Source organism: Treponema ruminis, assembly GCF_014201975.1.
GTDB lineage: Bacteria > Spirochaetota > Spirochaetia > Treponematales > Treponemataceae > Treponema_D > Treponema_D ruminis.
This window is the reverse complement of record NZ_JACHFQ010000005.1, coordinates 205,710-219,930: the sequence shown is the minus strand read 5'-3', so window position 1 is coordinate 219,930 and position 14,221 is coordinate 205,710. Positions and strand designations below refer to the sequence as shown.

Below are 14,221 nucleotides of genomic sequence, written 5' to 3'. Positions count from 1 at the left end.
TCTGCCCGGATGTTCCTTTTTTTTTGATTGGAGTAAATTATGGCACTTAACTTACAGAAGATGCGCAACATTGGAATCATGGCGCATATCGATGCAGGAAAAACCACAACTACAGAACGTATCCTTTATTATACCGGTAAAATTCACCGTATCGGCGAAATTGACGACGGTGCGGCAACAATGGACTTCATGAAACAGGAGCAGGAGCGCGGAATCACAATCGCTTCTGCCGCAATCACCACCGACTGGAAGGGCTACACAATCAATATTATCGACACTCCGGGCCATGTAGACTTTACTGCCGAGGTTGAGCGTTCTTTGCGCGTTTTGGACGGTGCCGTTGCCGTAATCTGTGCCGTTGACGGCGTTCAGCCACAGACTGAGACTGTCTGGAAGCAGGCCGACGAATTCTCTGTTCCCCGCCTTTGCTTCGTAAACAAAATGGACCGAATCGGTGCTGATTTCTTCTATTCAATCAACGACGTTCACGAAAAATTCGGCGTTACAACAGTTGCCCTTCAGGTTCCGATGGGACAGGGCGAAGATTTTGACGGCGTAATCGACCTTCTTACAATGAAGGAAATCCGCTGGAATGAAGAAGATGAGGGCGAAACTTTCACAGAATCAGACATTTCTGACCAGTACAAGGACCTCGCCGAAGAATGGCGGGCAAAACTCATCGATGCAGTCGCTTCAAACGACGATGAGCTTGGAATGATTTATCTTGAGGGCGGCCAAATCACAAACGAGCAGCTCAAAAAGGCTCTCCGCACCCTCACAATCAACCGTACTCTGGTTCCATGCCTCTGTGGTACGGCCCGCCGTAACAAGGGCGTTCAGCCTTTGATTGATGCCGTAATCGACTATCTCCCATGTCCTACAGACGTTCCTCCTGCAAAGGGCCTTCACGTAAAAAAAGACAAGGAAGAGCCTGTCGAGATTCCTTGCGACGAAAAGAAAATGCCTCTCGGCCTTGTTTTCAAAATCCAGCAGGACCGCGAAATGGGCGCACTTGCCTTTGTCCGTGTTTATTCGGGCAAATTCACTGCAGGAAGCCAGGCTCTCAACGTAGGAAAGAAAAAGCGTGAGCGAATCAACCGAATCCTCCGCGTAAATGCAAACCACATGGAGCAGATGGACTCTGTTCAGGCCGGTGACATCGCAGTTTTCGTAGGCCTCAAAATCTCTCAGACTGGCGACACTTTGGGCAGCGAGGGAATGCCAATCCTTCTTGAAAGCCTCAAATTCCCTGAGCCTGTAATTTCAATCGCTATCGAGCCTGAAACTTTGAGCGACAAGGACAAGCTTGTTGAAACTCTTGCAATCATGAGCCGCGAGGATCCTACATTCACAAGCCACGAGGATGCGGAAACAGGGCAGCTGATTATTTCGGGTATGGGTGAGCTTCACCTCGACGTTCTCGTAACCCGCATGAAGGACGATTTCGGCGTAAAGGCAAACGTAGGTGCCCCACAGGTAACTTACCGCGAGTCTGTCACAAACGAAGCCGAAGTTTCTTCTACTTGGGAAAAGAACCTTGCCGGCAAGGACAACGCCGCAGGCCTTACAATCAAAATCCGCCGCAACGAGCAGGGGGGCGGCAACACATATTCCTGCGAAGCCCACAGTGCGGAAATTCCGGAAGAAATTTACGATGCAATCAAGAGCGGAATCGAGAACTCATTCTCTTCTGGAATCAAATACGGCTATCCTTGTGCTGATATCGGCGTTACGGTCACAAAAATCGACTACAACGAGCTTACAGGCACGCCATTTGCCTTCACTGCATGTGCTGCCCAGGCTTTTGATGAGGCCGCAGAAAAGGCTGTACCTCAGATTCTTGAGCCTGTCATGAACGTAGACATTTCTTGTCCACTTGAGTTCGTCGGTGACGCAATCAGCCAGATTACTCAGCGTGGCGGCATGATTCAGGGCCAGGACTCAAAAGCCAGCGGTGAAATCGTTCACTGTATCGCGCCAATGGCAAAAATGTTCGGATTCTCAACAAACCTTCGTTCTGTAACACAGGGACGCGCTTCATTCAGCATGGAGTTCGCTCACTTCCAGCAGAAAGTAGGCGGCCTGGATTCAGCATACTAAATCGAATTTACGGTCTATAACAAAAAAACGGTCAGACTCGATTCTGACCGTTTTTGTTATAAGCAGAAAATTCAGTTTTATAGCTTTTCCTTTAATTCCTTCTTGCGCTCGTACATGTTTTTGTCTGCACGCTCGAAGATGTTCTGGTATTTTTTGTCTGTCTGCGGGTTGAATTCTGCGTAGCCGCAGGAAACTACAACCTTGCCTTCCTTTAAGTTCCTTTCTACCTGACTGTTGAATTCTTCAATCAGCTTTTCTTTATTTTTGTAATCCTCGCACTTGAGGAAAGCGACAAATTCGTCTCCGCCAATCCTGTAAATCGGACTATTCCTGAATATACTGCTGATCAGCATTGCACCGGACTTGATGTATTTGTCTCCTTCAGCGTGGCCCTTGGTGTCGTTGATATCCTTTAAGCCGTTTACATCGAATACCACAAGGGCAAAATAGTCCAGAAGCCTGTCCTCTAGCCGCCTTTCAATTCCAATGATGTCTTCCATGTAGGCGTTCTTGTTTTTGACTTCCGTGAGAGGATCCTGATAAGCCATCTGCCTTGCGCTTCCCAGTTCTGCTTCCTGAATCCTTTCAACCAGACGAAGCTTTGCGAGTTCCATTCGCCTTGCTTCCTTTTCATCCTCGAGAACGAATGTGTGGATGAGGCAGGTGCCCAGCATGTAGCCGATTGAATAAAAGGGCATGAGGGGGTAAAGACTCTGCAGGACAACGAAAAGGTCCATTGCAATTCCAAAAAATGCGATTGCAAGATGCCGCTGCTTTGCCTGGTTGTGTATTTTCAGCGTGACAAAAAGCATGCGGATTGAAGTGGCCAGAAACAAGATAAACTGGAAGCCCAGATTTACGCTTCTTGCTGTTCCTGTGTGATAGGAGCCGTCCGGGGTGAGCCAGAAGGCAATAGGCCAGAAGAAATTTAAAATAAGGATGACTACCTGCGAAATAAAGAAAAACTGGCCGCCATACTTGAAAATAGTCATGAAGCGGCTTTTTTCGTTAATGTAGACAGTCACATACTTAGTCCACAATAAAACTGAGAATCCCATTACTACAAAATAAATTGATGTCTCAATAAAAATGAGGGGCAGAATTTGCAAATTAAAAAATACTTCCCAGAAAATGTCGACGACATAATATGCCTCGACGCCGTGCAGAAAGACTTTATACGCTTTCTGCGATGAGGTAAGATCTTTTGTTTTTGTTTTAACCAGCACATCATAATTAATGATGACATGTATCAGCAGTGCAATAATTCCGATGCTTGCATAGTACATAGCTTGCTCCCTTGGGCGCATATTGCTGTTTTACAGTATTGTTAAATTATAACATGCCTTTAATTATTCTGAAAAGAAAAATCGTAAAAAAATCTTAAAAAATTTCCAAATTTTAATATATCATGTTATAATACTATTTAAAGATTCAGGGGGGAGGTCCTTTTGTCCAAAAAGCTGGTAATAACAATCCTGGTTTTTGCGTCTGCCTTAGTTATTTCTTTACTGACACCTTCGATTTTGCGCAGTGCAAGGCGTGATACCCAAAAAACAGACCTTATTGCAAATCATTTTCACGATTCTCTTTACGCTGCCATCGGCAAGCCTTTTGTTATTTCCCAGTACATGTCGGCTGACACTTTCCTGTTAAACGCCTTAAAATCAGAAGAAAATATGTCCGAAGACCAGATGGAAGACCTGCTTGCTGATTACCTCGCTTCCATCAGAAAAAAGTTCGGCTATCTGGTCGCATTCGTTATCTCGGAGAAAACCCGCAGATACTACACTTCAAGCGGAATCGCAAAAATCATAAATCCCCAGAGGGACCCTTATGACAGCTGGTTCCAGCTTTTCCTCGATTCCGGCCAGGACCTTCGTCTTGAGACCGACCGCGATGAAGTTTACGACTACCGCTGGACTGTTTTTGTTAATGCCCGCGTCGAAGATTCAGACGGAAAACTGGTCGGCGTGTGCGGCATCGGCGTTTTTATGGATGACTTGCAGAAGTTGCTTTCCGATGCTGAGTCAGAATACGGCCTTAAAATCAATCTGATAGATGCAGAGGGCCTGGTTCAGGTTGATACCGACTCCAGCAACATAAAGAATGCCTATATTTCCGAAGCTATTGCAGACAATGCGACCGAAAAGGAATTCGTTTACACGCCCCAGAGCTTTGGCGGCTTCCGCATGACCCGTTACATGGCTGATTTGGGCTGGTATCTTGTTGTCCATGACATTGGAAGCGGTGAAAAACGGATTGGAATCACCTTCCTTGTCATCACGCTTTATCTCCTTCTTCTTTTGATTTTGATTGCGGATTTGTGGGGGCAGAAGGACATTCCTTCCCACAGGTTCCAGAAGCCACAGACTATCGAAGATTCTCTGACCGGCCTTCCCAACCGCAATTACCTCAAGGAATCATTTGGTGAGCTGGGAATTTTCAATACAACCCGCTACAAGTCTCTGGTCATGTTCGATATTGATAAATTCAAGGTCGAAAATGAGACAAAAGACGGTGATGAGGTAATTCTCGGCGTCGTCAAATATGCAAAGGATATCATCGGTGACAAGGGAATCATGTTCCGCTGGAGCGGCGATGAATTTGTAATTTTTTATGAGGTTCTTTCTGATGAGGCGGAAATAAAATTCAATGAATTCTGCTCGCTTGTAAAGGATAACCTTGATGTTTCGGTTTCAGTTGGAGTCGTTGCGGTAGATCTTTCTCAGAGTATCAAGACGAATTATCACAGGGCGGTTCAGCTCTGCTATGCCGTAAAAACAGCCGGTGGAAATGGAGTTAAGCGGGAAGTATGATAAACAAAGGCCATTATTCGCTTAAAGCCAAGACTTTCGCAGGTGTTTTTGCTCTTGAAATCCTGACTTTTTTGCTGACGGCGGGTTTCAGTTTCTTTTACAACGACTCAAATTTCAGGAAGGGCATTTCCCAGTCTGTCATTCTTATGGCCGAAAAAAAACAGAATGAGCTCGACAAGAATTTTTCTGACGTTGAGGATGCCGTAAAAGTGGCCTCCGGTTATATTCTTGAGTCAATTGACGAAGAGAGGATTTTAAAAGACCCCAAATACGAAGAAGAATACATGGCCACTCTGGGCAGGAAAATGACCGCCTATCCGGGAAATCCCAAGGGAGTCGTCTCCCTCTTTTTCAGGATGGAAGCCGAGCGTTTTGGCCCTGAAAGTGGATTTTTCTACATGGGAAACAAAAAAACTGGCTTTGTAAGGGTTCGTAACACTGATTTGAGTAAATTTTTACCCAATGACAAGGAGCACGTTGGCTGGTACTACACGCCTATCTGGGCAAGAAGACCTGTCTGGACCAATCCCTATGAGAACAAAAACATAGACGTCCAGATGATTTCCTATGTCGCCCCCATTTATAAAAACGGAGAATTGCTGGGCGTCGTCGGAATGGACTTAAAGCTTGCCGTCCTCAAAGACATGGTTGAAACCCTGCCTGTCGAAAATTCTCTGGCCCTTCTTATCGGAAGCGAACGCAACCTCATCTATTCAAACCGCTCCCACCTTCTCAAAAATTCTGTTGAACAGTCGGCAAATCTGAATTTCATTTTTGATTTGCTGAAGAACGAAAAATCTGATTCCCTGAGCGAATTTGTCTGGAACCGCAGCCGTCACATCGGGCTTCTTAAAAAGCTGGAAAACGGCATGTCCCTTGTAATTGCCATTCCTCATTCTATGATAACCGCCAGCCGCATCAATCAGTTAGTCTTTTACCTGGTGATTCTTCTGATTGTTCTTGCCTTGACCTGGTTTGCCGTGGCCGTAGCCTCAGAAAAAATCATTCATCCTATTCAGATCCTGACGGAAGCGACTTTTAAGCTGAGCCGGGGCGAACTCTACAGCAATATTCCCTATGAGTCAAAAAATGAAATCGGAATCCTCGCGGACAATATCCGTAAAATGACCACTCAGATGAAGGAATACATCAGCTATATCCGCGAGCAGACTGTGCGGGAAAGGGAAGAAAAGGAAGCGGCAATTTCTGAAAGCCAGAGCAAGAGCGAATTCTTGGCCAGCATGTACCTTTCCATCCACGAAATTGACCTGAAGAACGACACTTTTACTGAAATCCACAGCCGCAAGGACATCGGAGACGTAATCAGGCGTTCGATTGGAAATGCAAAGGAAGTTCTGCCTGAGGTAATGAAGCAGACTTCGGACGAGACTTCCTGGGATACCCTGCTTCCCTTCGTAAATCTTGATACGATTAACGAGCGATTAAAAGAAAGAATCACGGTTGCCCAGGAATTTCTTGGTGCCGGTGGAAAATGGTGCCGGGGCCGCTTTATCGCCATGGACAGGCAGGATGACGGAAGCCTGAACCACGTCCTCTGGGCAGTTGAATACATCGATGCCGAAAAGAAGGAGCGTGACCAGCTTCAGACTGAGCGAGACCGGCTCAAGTTCGCTGCAGAAAAGAATGCGGCGGCAAGTCAGGCAAAAAGTGCTTTCCTTGCAAACATGAGCCACGAAATCCGCACTCCGATTAACGCGGTCCTCGGAATGGACGAAATGATTCTCCGTGAGGCGGAAGACTCGTCGATTCTTGGTTACGCCGCTAACATAAAAATCGCAGGAACGAACCTGCTTGAAATCGTAAATGAAATCCTTGACTTCTCAAAAATCGAAGCCGGAAAGATGGAAATTCTGCCGGAAAAATACGACGTTTCTTCCATTGTAGTCGATTTGGTCAACATGATTTCAGAAAGGGCAAAAAGAAAGAACCTTGACCTGATTATAAACGCCGATCACAGCCTGCCAAAAATCCTTCTGGGTGACAGCGTAAGGCTCAAGCAGTGCATCCTCAATCTTCTCACGAATGCCGTAAAATACACGAACGAGGGCAGCGTCACCTTCAGCCTGGGTTACGAAAAGCTTGATGAAAAGAGCATAGCCTTAAAAGTCAGCGTAAAGGACACGGGAATCGGAATCAAAAAAGCCGACATGGAAAAACTCTGCTCGCCATTTGAGCGTATTGAAGAAGAAAAGAACAGGACAATCGAAGGTACGGGGCTTGGCATGAGCATCGTCACCCGAATCCTCAGCATGATGGGAACAAAGCTCGAAGTCCAAAGTGAATACGGCAAGGGCTCTGACTTCAGCTTTGTCGTCGTGCAGGAAGTTCTTGACTGGGAAGAGGTCGGCGACGTCAATGAGGCTTATAAAAAGAACGCCCTTCTTGTGTCAAAGTACAAGGAAAAACTCCACGCTCCAAGGGCAAAACTGCTTTTCGTCGATGACACGGAAATGAATCTTGAGGTCGTAAAGGGCCTGCTTAAAAAGACCGGAATCCAGATTGATACGGCTCTCAGCGGAAGGGAAGCCCTGCAGAAAGTCCAGCAGGAAACATACGACATTCTTTTCATTGACCACCGAATGCCTGAAATGGACGGAATCGAAACCCTTCATGAAATGGAGAAACTCGAATCAAATCTGTGCAGGGGCAAGGCTTGCATAGCGCTTACGGCAAATGCAATCTCCGGCGTAAGGCAGATGTATCTTGATGAGGGATTTTCGGATTATCTTTCAAAGCCGGTTGAGCCTTCAAAGCTTGAGGAGATGATTAAAAAGTACCTGCCTCCGGAATATCTTGAGTCTGTGGAGCCGGAAGAATCAATCGCACCGGTCGAGAATCATATTGTTGAAAAAGTCTCTTCAATCTCGGAAATAGAATTTGAGTCTGCCCTTGCAAATTGCGGAACCCCGGAAACTTTGGAGTTATCGCTTAAACAATACTGCACTTCGGCGGACGAAAAGGCCCTGGAACTGCAGCAGTTTTTTGAGGCAGAGGACTGGGCGAACTACGGAATAAAAATCCATGCTTTGAAAAGCACTTCCCGCCTGATTGGGGCAAATGAGATTTCGGGGCGGGCCGAGCATCTGGAAAACTGTGCTGACAGCGGAGAATTTGAGGAAATTCAGAAAGAACATAAGCCCCTCATGAATGATTATCTAGCCTTAAAAGAAAAAATTCGTCAGATTTTCCTTGATGAGGATGACGGTGAAAAGACTGAAATCTCGGAGCAGGATTTTACTGAGAAGTTGGAAAAAATCGGGGAATGCGCGGAAAGTTTTGACATCGACGGACTTGATGCCGTTATGGAAGAACTTGAAAAATGCAAAATCCCAGATGGTTTTAGCGAAAAATATGCAAAAATCCGCGGCTTGGTGGATAATGTAGATTTTATAGCCTTAAAAGAATTTCTTCAGACAGAAAAGTAAGGAGTGATTTATGGAAAATGAAGTTGAAAAGGAAAAAGAAAAGGAAATTTTCGTTATTGGTGATGATTCCCGCCTGCTGGTAAAAAATTTTATCCAGAAATTCGAAGAGGCAAATCCTGACTGTGCTGTCCGCCTGACTATCCCGGATAATGTCGGAGTTGCTTTCGGTGAAGGTGACAGAAGAAAGCATTTCATCGTCTGTCTTTCTGAGGAAATGGATTTTAATATCATCCATAGTCTTGGTGAGGCTCAGAAAAAGTACGGATTTTTCGTCTATTTTATCGGCGCTTCCTTTTCATTTGGAATCGAAGAGGATAAATATTTCAATAAGATTCCTTCGGTCCGCTTTCCCGGCTACCTGTTTGACATGACTCAGCTTCTTGAATACATCGAAAAAAACGAGGTTGAGAAAAAGAGGGTTCTCGTTGTTGATGACGAGCCGATTATGCTCCGAAGCATCAAAAACTGGCTGAACGATGATTTTGAGGTTTCTCTGGTAAATTCGGGCAAGGCGGCGATTCAGTTTCTGGACATGCACCCTGTTGACCTTGTTCTTCTTGATTACAAAATGCCTGAAATGGACGGACCTATGGTTTTGACAAAAATCCGCACCGACAAGAACATTAGAAACCTGCCGGTAATTTTCCTGACGGCCAAGAGTGACAGGGAAAGCGTAATGAGCGTAATGCACTTGAAGCCTGAAGGTTACATTTTAAAGAGCAAGCGGCCTGATGAAATCAGGGGTGCTGTAAAGGACTTCTTTAAGAACAGGATTATCATTGCCGAATAAAGGAAGTCTGATCCCCGCGCGGGGCTTTAAGAGAATTCAAAAGTCTGCTCGTCGATTTTTTGCATTCCGATTGAAGTCCAGAAAATTTCTGCGTTGGTGTCTTTTGCTGCCAGCGTGACTTTTTTGGCTCCGGTTTCAAGCATGAGCCTTTCCATTGCAGCGGTGCCGATTCCCAGCCCCCTGTAATTTTTGTTGACTTCGAAAAGATCGATAATGAGAAGGTCGCCCAGCAGCTTGTAGATGCAGACAGCCTTTAGAAAGTCGTTGGAAGGCTTGAAGTCGAAAATCATGTAATCGCTGTCTTTTAAAAGATAGCCGAATTCACCGTTTTCGGTGTAAGACTTGAGAAGAGGAAAATTGTCCCAGCCTTCCATTGCCATGTAAGACTCAAAAATGTCATTGTCAACAATTCGATAATTAAGGTTCATGTTCAGTTAATTTTATAATAGAAGATTTTGGATTTCAAGACTTGCATCAGGACCTTCTTGTCACGCGGATTTAAAACTGAAAAATTTTTTCATTTTTTTTGCAAAATTTCTTTTTTTACTATTGACACTTTTTAGCGTTTTGTATATTATCTATTACATCAGTTGCGGGGATGGTGGAATTGGTAGACACGCTAGCTTGAGGTGCTAGTGGCGCAAGCTGTGCCTGTTCAAGTCAGGTTCTCCGCACTTACTAAAAGGCTTCCGAATTGGAAGCCTTTTTAATTTATCGGTGTACAACTGTGCGTTCTCGTAAATCGCCGCACGGATGCGGCAAAAAGCCAGTTGACCGCAAGTTTTTTGCTTGTCAAAAAACTTGTCGCGACATGGATGTCGCATGGTTCTCCGCACGAGTTGCAGGGGCGGTTCTTGCTGGGAGCACAACTTGCACTTCTTTCTTTGGAGATAAAAAAAATGATTGCCGTGTTTGTTAATTGTGCCACGATTTTGATTGGCTGCTTTGTCGGCCTTTTGTTTGCGAAAAAGATTCCTCAGAAAGTCACTGATTCAATTCAGCTTGCCTGCGGCCTTGTTTCCTTTGTAATGGGCGTACAGATGTCGTTTAAATATCAGAACGTCGTTTACCTGGCCCTGGCCCTGATTCTGGGCGGAATCGTCGGCACCCTTCTGGACATAGACGGCAAAATCCTCGCCTTTGGCAAATTTCTGGAAAAAATTTTCATGAAGGATTCTCGGGGCAAGCACGCAGGTTTTGAGCGAGTCTCGGCTCAAGCTGAGCTTGAGCCGCTTCCATCCTCTTTTAGTGATGGGAAACCCAAGAAAAACTTCGCCTATGCCTTTTTGAATGCGTCCGTGCTCTTTTGCGTGGGTGCCATGGCTATTGTGGGCAGCTTTAAGGCTGGAATCGAGCACGATTATTCAATTATCTTCCTTAAATCGATTCTTGACGGATTTATTTCGATTGGTTTTGCCGTTGCGATGGGCGTGGGTACTGCTTTTTCTGTGATTTCGATTTTTATTTATCAGGGAGCGCTCACCCTGCTTTCAGTTTTGATTGCCCCTTATGTGAGCGAGCAGATGCTTGCCGAACTGACCGGTAGCGGCGGTGCTTTGATTATCCTGATTGGTATAAACCTTATGGGCTTGAAAAAAGTGAAGACTGCAAATTACCTGCCGGCCGTGCTCTTCAGCGTGATTTTTGTCCTTTGCGAGCCTTTTGTTAAGAGTCTGCTTCATTTATAAAATTTAACGGCAAAATCTAAAATTTTTGCTTGATTTCCTTTTGAATGTCGCTTAAAATGGACATATAAAAATAATCCCTTTATGCCACAGGAGGAAAAAATGGCAAAAGTAGAACTTAAAGGCGTTACAAAAATCTATGACGGCAACGTTCTTGCTGTTGAGAAGTCAAATGTAACAATCGAAGACCGCGAATTCTGTGTATTCGTAGGTCCATCTGGATGCGGTAAATCAACAACTCTCCGCATGGTTGCTGGTCTTGAAGACATCACTGACGGTGAGCTTCTTATCGACGGTGAGCTCATGAACGACGTTCCGCCAAAAGACCGCAATATCGCAATGGTATTCCAGAACTACGCTCTTTACCCACACATGACCGTATTTGACAACATGGCATTCGGTCTCAAAATCCGCAAAGAGCCAAAAATCGAAATTCAGCGCAAAGTCGAAGAAGCTGCAAAAATGCTCGACCTCACACAGTACCTTGACCGCAAACCAAAGGCACTTTCTGGTGGTCAGCGCCAGCGTGTTGCTGTAGGACGTGCAATCGTTCGTTCTCCAAAAGTATTCTTGTTCGACGAGCCTCTTTCTAACCTCGACGCTAAACTCCGCGTTACAATGCGTGGTGAGATCGCTTCTCTCCATCACCGCCTCCAGGCAACAATGATTTACGTTACTCACGACCAGGTTGAAGCTATGACAATGGGTACAAAAATTGTTGTTATGTCAGAAAAACGAATCCAGCAGATTGGTGAGCCATTGTATCTCTACAACCACCCAATCAACAAATTCGTTGCAGGCTTCATCGGTACACCACCAATGAACTTCTTCAAACTCAAGATTGAAGAGAAAGATGGAAAAGTCGTAGCAAACGAAGGTGCATTCACTCTTATCCCAACAGAGGATCAGCAGAAACACCTCAAAGCATATGTCGGAAAAGAAGTTACATTCGGTATCCGCCCAGAGGACTTGCAGTATCAGGCAGCTCCAGCTGCAGAGAACAACATGCAGGTTAAAGTTACAAACAAAGAGCCACTCGGTGCAGAAACACACGTATTCGTACAGGTTCGCGATGCAAACATCGTAGCTAAAGTTTCTCCAGAAGTTGTTGTTCAGCTCGGCGACACCATCAACTTCACACCAGATATGGCACGTGCAAAATTCTTCGACCTCGAAACAGAAATCAACATCTGTGAACCAGAGATCGAGAAGAAGTGGTAGGGAGCCGGTCGCGTTAGCGAACAAACTCACGAGGTGAGTTTGTAGGCGAGTCTCGGAAAAATCTATGATTTTTCCGCGGAAATGAACTACTGATTTTTATAAGCCCCTAGTCCTGTTTTTCAAGGCAAGACTCGGGGCTTTTTTTTATAAAGCAGCCGAACAAAAACACTCTGTTTGTGGCTGTCGCGATAGCGGCATGTTTTTGTTTGAGTGTACTCTTTGCAAAAAATCTGTTAAAATCTTGCCATGAAGAAAAATTCTGTCGTAATCTATAAAAATCTGCCTGCTCTTGTCGGTGAGCGGGATGGTGATAAATTTCTTGTTTCATGGTGCGTGTCCCGTGCTACGGCCAGCGGTAAAAAGGCCGTTTATGCCAGCCAGAAAGTCCGCGAAAAGGATGTAATTCTTTTGTGTGATGGAGAGGCTTCTTCCATCGACGCCCTCCTTGATTTTGCTGAATGTGCCTGTGCAGAAAAGAGCGACGTAAAAAGCCAGATTGCAGAAATCCACGAACTTTTGCTGAGTGATGAAGAGACGGCCGCTCTTGAGCAGACTTTTTCTGATATGGCAGACCTTCTTCGTGGTGAGCTTAATGCCAACGAGTCGTGGGGCATTTATTCAGCCCTCAAATCTTCCTACGAATTTGAAGAAATCCTTCGCGATAATCAGATATTCTTTATTCCCCGTTCTGCCGAAAAAATCACCGAACTTAAAAACAAGGCTTTTGAAAAAGAACATGCCGAAGAAATCCGTGCTGCCTTTATTGAGCGCCTCAAGGCAAAAAATCTCCTTCCAGAGGATTCAAAATTCATGGGGGACGTTGAAGCTCTTGCCCTGGGAACAACCGATAAAAGCAAGACGATGAAGGATGCCGGCTTTAAGGAACTGCCGGAAAAGGCCCATAAGCTTCTTCTCGATACAAAAATCTGGGATATTACGAGAAACCCCTATCCTGTCCGCCTGGGGCTCAGTGCAAAAAGTGCGAATGTCTCCCTTGGCCTTCCGCCGGAAGAAGAGCGTGTCCGCGTGCCGGGCCTTTCCTATGCGATAGACAGCGAGTGGTCAACTGACCCGGATGATGCGATTGCCTTTGACGGAGAGTTTTTGTGGGTTCATATTGCGGATCCGGCCTGTTTTGTTACTCCTGATTCTGAAATCGACAAGGTTGCCAGGGGAAGGGGAGCGACTCTTTATCTTCCTGAAGGGGCTGCCCGAATGCTGAGTGAAGATTGCCTTGAAGACTATGCCTTGGGACTGCGCCAGGAAAGCCGGGCTTTGAGTTTTAAGATTAAGCTTAATGAAAACGGGGACCTGAAAGACTGTGAGGTTTTGCGCACGATTGTTGACGTTAAGCGGCTCTCATACAAAAAAGCCGATGAGTTAAAGGAAAGTCCTGAATTAAAGCCTCTTTTTGAAATCGCACGACGTAATTTTGAGCGAAGGTGCAAGGCTGGGGCGGTTAATATCTCAATTCCTGAAGTCCATATCACGGTCGAGCCTGAGACAAAAGAAGTGACTTTTGAAGACGTGCCCCGATATGAAAGCGGTGAGGTAGTCCGTGAGGCAATGGTTTTAGCGGGCGAGGGTGCTGCAAAATTTGCCTTCAAGAACAATATTCCTTTCCCGTTCATTTCACAGGACGTTCCTGAAGTGCCGAAGGATATCCCGGAAGGGCTTGCGGGGCAGTTCCGTCTCAGAAAATGCATGAGAAAGAGAAATGTGAACATTACTCCGGCCAGCCATGCAGGTCTTGGAGTTGGAATGTATTCTCAGGTGACTTCTCCGCTCCGCCGTTATGGCGATCTTCTCGGTCATGAGCAGCTCCGTGCCTTCTTGAAGGGTGAGGCTCTAATCGATAAGGACACTATGCTTATGAGGATGAGCGAGGGAGACGCCGCAATGCAGGCTTCCAAAAAGGCCGAGCGCAACAGCCGCACTCACTGGACCCTTGTTTATCTCTTGCAGCATCCTGACTGGCAGGGTGAGGCGATTTGCGTTGACAAGCAGCCTGGCCGTGCCCTGTATTTCATCAGTCAGTTTGGAATGGAAACTACGATTGGCGGTGAAGCCCCGGTTGACTTGAACGGCACAGTGCAGCTAAAAGCCGGAAAAATTGACCTTCCTAACCTGGAAGTCGTATTCACGGTAATATAAGAATTTCCA

Annotated in this window: 9 protein-coding genes and 1 tRNA gene; 8 read left to right on the top strand and 2 right to left on the bottom strand. The window is 45.7% G+C overall.

Annotated features, from left to right (window positions below; all coding sequences use genetic code 11):
- Positions 1-39 precede the first annotated feature (39 nt).
- Entirely contained in the window at positions 40-2,100 is a 2,061-nt protein-coding gene (fusA, locus tag HNP76_RS08835; protein ID WP_184659602.1) for an elongation factor G, read from the top strand.
- Positions 2,101-2,177: 77 nt separating this feature from the next.
- On the opposite strand, the gene HNP76_RS08830 is transcribed toward fusA, so the two are convergent.
- Positions 2,178-3,386 (bottom strand): GGDEF domain-containing protein, encoded by a 1,209-nt coding sequence (locus tag HNP76_RS08830; protein WP_184659600.1) that lies wholly within the window; start codon positions 3,384-3,386, stop codon positions 2,178-2,180.
- Positions 3,387-3,548: 162 nt separating this feature from the next.
- Here HNP76_RS08830 and HNP76_RS08825 point away from each other — a divergent pair, with 162 nt between their 5' ends.
- From HNP76_RS08825 to HNP76_RS08815, 3 genes are read left to right on the top strand one after another with little or no spacing between them, the layout of a single operon-like run.
- Positions 3,549-4,916 (top strand): sensor domain-containing diguanylate cyclase, encoded by a 1,368-nt coding sequence (locus tag HNP76_RS08825; RefSeq protein ID WP_184659598.1) that lies wholly within the window; start codon positions 3,549-3,551, stop codon positions 4,914-4,916.
- A complete protein-coding gene (locus HNP76_RS08820; RefSeq protein ID WP_184659596.1) occupies positions 4,913-8,362 on the top strand; it encodes an ATP-binding protein in 3,450 nt (1,149 codons plus the stop codon). The genes HNP76_RS08825 and HNP76_RS08820 overlap by 4 nt, the downstream gene beginning before the upstream one ends.
- Before the next feature lie 10 nt (positions 8,363-8,372).
- Positions 8,373-9,152: a response regulator gene (locus HNP76_RS08815; protein ID WP_184659594.1), complete on the top strand. Its 780-nt coding sequence runs from the start codon at positions 8,373-8,375 to the stop codon at positions 9,150-9,152.
- A gap of 26 nt (positions 9,153-9,178) precedes the next feature.
- Here HNP76_RS08815 and HNP76_RS08810 read toward each other — a convergent pair whose 3' ends face one another.
- Positions 9,179-9,580, bottom strand: a complete 402-nt coding sequence (locus HNP76_RS08810; RefSeq protein WP_184659592.1) for a GNAT family N-acetyltransferase — start codon at positions 9,578-9,580, stop codon at positions 9,179-9,181.
- A gap of 164 nt (positions 9,581-9,744) precedes the next feature.
- Here HNP76_RS08810 and HNP76_RS08805 point away from each other — a divergent pair.
- The 4 genes from HNP76_RS08805 (at position 9,745) to HNP76_RS08790 (ending at position 14,212) form a co-directional block, all read left to right on the top strand.
- Positions 9,745-9,826 (top strand) — tRNA-Leu (locus HNP76_RS08805).
- 225 nt (positions 9,827-10,051) lie between these two features.
- Positions 10,052-10,840, top strand: coding sequence for a DUF554 domain-containing protein (locus HNP76_RS08800; protein ID WP_184659590.1), 789 nt, complete (start codon positions 10,052-10,054; stop codon positions 10,838-10,840).
- 99 nt (positions 10,841-10,939) lie between these two features.
- The gene (locus tag HNP76_RS08795) at positions 10,940-12,058 is read left to right on the top strand and encodes an ABC transporter ATP-binding protein (RefSeq protein WP_184659588.1); all 1,119 of its coding nucleotides are present in this window, start codon (positions 10,940-10,942) and stop codon (positions 12,056-12,058) included.
- A gap of 246 nt (positions 12,059-12,304) precedes the next feature.
- A complete protein-coding gene (locus tag HNP76_RS08790) occupies positions 12,305-14,212 on the top strand; it encodes a ribonuclease catalytic domain-containing protein (protein ID WP_184659586.1) in 1,908 nt (635 codons plus the stop codon).
- Positions 14,213-14,221 lie beyond the last annotated feature (9 nt).

Bases quoted from the DNA above. Each gene is read 5' to 3' on its own strand.
- fusA (WP_184659602.1), top strand. From the start codon at position 40: ATGGCACTTAACTTACAGAAGATGCGCAACATTGGAATCATGGCGCAT.
- HNP76_RS08830 (WP_184659600.1), bottom strand. From the start codon at position 3,386: ATGTACTATGCAAGCATCGGAATTATTGCACTGCTGATACATGTCATC.
- HNP76_RS08795 (WP_184659588.1), top strand. From the start codon at position 10,940: ATGGCAAAAGTAGAACTTAAAGGCGTTACAAAAATCTATGACGGCAAC.
- HNP76_RS08800 (WP_184659590.1), top strand. From the start codon at position 10,052: ATGATTGCCGTGTTTGTTAATTGTGCCACGATTTTGATTGGCTGCTTT.
- HNP76_RS08815 (WP_184659594.1), top strand. From the start codon at position 8,373: ATGGAAAATGAAGTTGAAAAGGAAAAAGAAAAGGAAATTTTCGTTATT.
- HNP76_RS08810 (WP_184659592.1), bottom strand. From the start codon at position 9,580: ATGAACCTTAATTATCGAATTGTTGACAATGACATTTTTGAGTCTTAC.
- HNP76_RS08790 (WP_184659586.1), top strand. From the start codon at position 12,305: ATGAAGAAAAATTCTGTCGTAATCTATAAAAATCTGCCTGCTCTTGTC.
- HNP76_RS08820 (WP_184659596.1), top strand. From the start codon at position 4,913: ATGATAAACAAAGGCCATTATTCGCTTAAAGCCAAGACTTTCGCAGGT.